This window comes from uncultured Amaricoccus sp. (genome assembly GCF_937858865.1).
Lineage (GTDB): Bacteria > Pseudomonadota > Alphaproteobacteria > Rhodobacterales > Rhodobacteraceae > Amaricoccus.
Window position 1 is genome coordinate 1 of sequence record NZ_CALLYO010000242.1, and the last position, 3,079, is coordinate 3,079.

4 protein-coding genes are annotated in these 3,079 nt (G+C 71.9%); 3 read left to right on the top strand and 1 reads right to left on the bottom strand.

What is annotated here, in order from left to right; genetic code table 11:
- Positions 1-1,212, top strand: a 1,212-nt coding sequence (locus Q0112_RS06680) for a topoisomerase C-terminal repeat-containing protein (protein ID WP_297973040.1), incomplete at its 5' end; no start/stop codon positions are given.
- A 108-nt stretch (positions 1,213-1,320) separates the two neighbouring features.
- Positions 1,321-1,974 (top strand): glutathione S-transferase family protein, encoded by a 654-nt coding sequence (locus Q0112_RS06685; protein WP_297973043.1) that lies wholly within the window; start codon positions 1,321-1,323, stop codon positions 1,972-1,974.
- An 8-nt stretch (positions 1,975-1,982) separates the two neighbouring features.
- Here Q0112_RS06685 and Q0112_RS06690 read toward each other — a convergent pair whose 3' ends face one another.
- Positions 1,983-2,420 carry a universal stress protein gene (locus Q0112_RS06690; protein ID WP_297973046.1) on the bottom strand — a complete coding sequence of 146 codons (438 nt, stop codon included), beginning with the start codon at positions 2,418-2,420 and terminating at the stop codon, positions 1,983-1,985.
- 87 nt (positions 2,421-2,507) lie between these two features.
- Between Q0112_RS06690 and Q0112_RS06695 the strand changes: the two genes are divergently transcribed.
- Positions 2,508-3,079 (top strand): MBL fold metallo-hydrolase (locus Q0112_RS06695; protein ID WP_297973049.1); only part of this gene is annotated, 572 nt, incomplete at its 3' end.

Genomic DNA, 3,079 nt, shown 5'->3' on the forward strand with positions numbered 1-3,079 from the left:
ACGCTGGTCAAGCGCATGGAGGAGCTCGGCATCGGCCGCCCCTCCACCTACGCCTCCATCGTCTCCACGATCCAGGAGCGCGAATACGTCCGCAAGGACAAGAACCGCCTCTACCCCGAGGACAAGGGCCGCCTCGTCACCGCCTTCCTCGCCAACTACTTCGGCCGCTACGTCGACTACGACTTCACCGCCGACCTCGAGGAGGATCTCGACCGGGTCACCACCGGCGACGAGGACTGGAAGGCGCTGCTCGCCCGCTTCTGGAAGGACTTCTCCGCCGCCCTCGGCGAGACCGAGGGCCTGCGCATCACCGAGGTCCTCGACAAGATCAACGAGGTCCTCGAGCCCCACCTCTTCCCGAAGACCCCCGAGGACCCCGAGCCCCGCCGCTGCAAGGCCTGCGGCGCCGGCACCCTCTCGCTCAAGACCTCCCGCAACGGCTCGGCCTTCATCGGCTGCTCCAACTACCCCGACTGCCGCTACACCCGCCCGCTCGCCGGCGGCGACGAGGGCGACGCCGCCCTCGACGGCAAGCTCCTCGGCATGGGCACCCCCGGCGGCGCCCTCTTCGAGGAGGACGCCGCCGAACAGCCGGTCACCCTCCACAAGGGCCCCTACGGCTACTACGTCCAGCTCGGCGAGCCGCAGGACGGCCAGAAGCCGCCGCGCGCCTCGATCCCCAAGGGCATGGACCCCGCCCTCCTCACCCTCGAGCGCGCCCTCGAGCTCCTCGCGCTCCCCCGCCAGATCGGCACCCACCCCGAGGACGGCCAGCCGGTCGAGGCCGGCATCGGCCGCTTCGGCCCCTACGTGAAGCACGGCAAGACCTACGCCAACCTCCGCGACCCGGAGGAGGTCTTCACCGTCGGCATGAACCGCGCCGTGGAGCTCCTCGCCCAGAAGGCGCAGCGCGGCGGCCGCGGCACGGCGGCCACCCCGCTCCGCGAGCTCGGCGCGCATCCCGACGGCGGCACCGTCGCCGTCTACCCCGGCCGCTACGGCCCCTACGTGAAGTGGGAGAAGGTCAACGCCACCCTGCCCAAGGAGCTCGCGCCCGAGGCCGTTACGCTCGAGCAGGCGCTCGAGCTCGTCGCCGCCAAGGCGCCGAAGGGCGGCAAGCGCGCCCCGCGCAAGGCGGCGGCCAAGGGCGGCAAGAGCGCGGCCAAGGCCAAGGCCACCGGCTCCGGCAAGAAGCGCGCCCCCGCCTCCTGATCCCTCCGCGCCCGAAGACGGCGGACCTCCGCCCACCCGGCCGCCGCGGCTTGACGACATACCAACCGGTCGGTATGCTCACGGCACGAAATCATCCGGAGCCGTCCGATGACCGCCACCATCACCGCCTTCGAACGGTCGCCCGACCGCGGCCAGGGACTGGCGCGCGACATGCGCGTCCGCTGGGCGCTCGAGGAAGCCGGCCAGCCCTATGACGTCCGCCTCGTCTCGTTCAGGGCGATGAAGCAGCCCGCGCACCTCGCGCTCCACCCCTTCGGCCAGATCCCCACCTACGAGGAGGGCGACCTCACCCTCTTCGAGTCGGGCGCGATCGTCCTCCACATCGCCGAGCGCCACGCCGGCCTGCTGCCGGACGAGGCGAAAGCCCGGGCGCGCGCGATCGCCTGGATGTTCGCCGCGCTCAACACGGTCGAGCCCCCCATCGTCGAGCACGAGATGGCCAGCTACTTCGAGCGCAACCAGAGCTGGTACGCCACGCGCCTGCCGATGCTCGAGGACCGCGTCCGCACCCGCCTCGGCGAACTCTCCCGCCGGCTCGGCGACGCCGAATGGCTCGACGGCGCCTTCAGCGCCGCCGACCTGCTGATGGTGACGGTGCTGCGCCGGCTCGAGGGATCGGGCCTGCTGGAGGCATACCCGAGCCTCTCCGCCTACGTCGCCCGCGGCAAGGCCCGGCCGGCCTACGGGCGCGCCTTCGCCGCCCAGCTGGCGGTCTTCACCGGCCAGCCTCTGGCCGGCTGAACGCCTCCTCAGCGCAGGACGAGCACCGCCACCTTCGCCCGCGCCACCACCCGCGCCGTCTGGCTGCCGAGCATCAGCTCGGACAGGCCGCGCCGGCCGTGCGGCGCCATGGCGATGAGGTCGGCGCCCACCTCGTCCGCGGCCTTGACGATCTCCTCCCAGGGGCTCTCGGCCGTCCGCGTCAGCGTCCCGGCCTCGACGCCGGCCGCCCGCGCCTTCGCCCCGGCCTCGCCCAGCACCTTCTCGGCATGCTCCGCGGCATGGCGGCGATAGACCGCCAGCGATTCCTCGAGCTGCGTCGGGTTCAGCGTCATCACGTGGAACCGCTCGATCACGGTCAGCACCGTCACCTTCGCGCCCAGCGTCCGCGCCAGGGCGATCCCCCGCTCGACCGCCGACGTCGCCAGCTCCGACCCGTCCGTCGGCAGAAGGATGTGCCGGAACATCTCGCCTCCTCCCCTCGTCCCCGCGCCCCCTGTTCTGCCGGCGGCCGGGTGCTACACTCCTAGCATCCGCAGCACAGGGAGGAAACGATGCGATTGACGCGCAGACAGTCGATTGTCCTCGGCGCCGCAGCCTTCGGCAGCCTCGCCGCCGGCTCCGGGCGGGCGCAGGACGCGATGCCCGGCGACGCCTACGAGATCGAGGGCGGCGAGGTGGTGATCCACCCGGTCGAGCATGCCTCCTTCGTGATGACGCTCCCCGGCATGGTCATCTACAACGACCCGGTCGGCGGCGCGGAGAAGTACCGCGGCCTGCCGCCCCCCGGCCTCATCCTCGTCACCCACGAGCATTCCGACCATTTCGACGTGCCGACGCTCGAAGGCCTCGTCGGCGAGAACACCCGCCTCCTCACCAATCCCTCGGTGCACGAGAAGCTGCCCGAAGGCCTCAGGGCGCGGGCCACCGCCATCGCCAACGGCGAGACGACCACGGCGAACGCGGTGGCGATCGACGCCATCCCGGCCTACAACACCACGCCCGAGCGGCTGCAGTACCACCCGCAGGGCCGCGACAACGGCTACGTGCTCACCATCGGCGGCAAGCGCATCTACATCGCCGGCGACACCGAGGGCATCCCCGAGATGCGCGCGCTCGAGGCGAT

Bases quoted from the DNA above. Each gene is read 5' to 3' on its own strand.
- Q0112_RS06685 (WP_297973043.1), top strand. From the start codon at position 1,321: ATGACCGCCACCATCACCGCCTTCGAACGGTCGCCCGACCGCGGCCAG.
- Q0112_RS06690 (WP_297973046.1), bottom strand. From the start codon at position 2,420: ATGTTCCGGCACATCCTTCTGCCGACGGACGGGTCGGAGCTGGCGACG.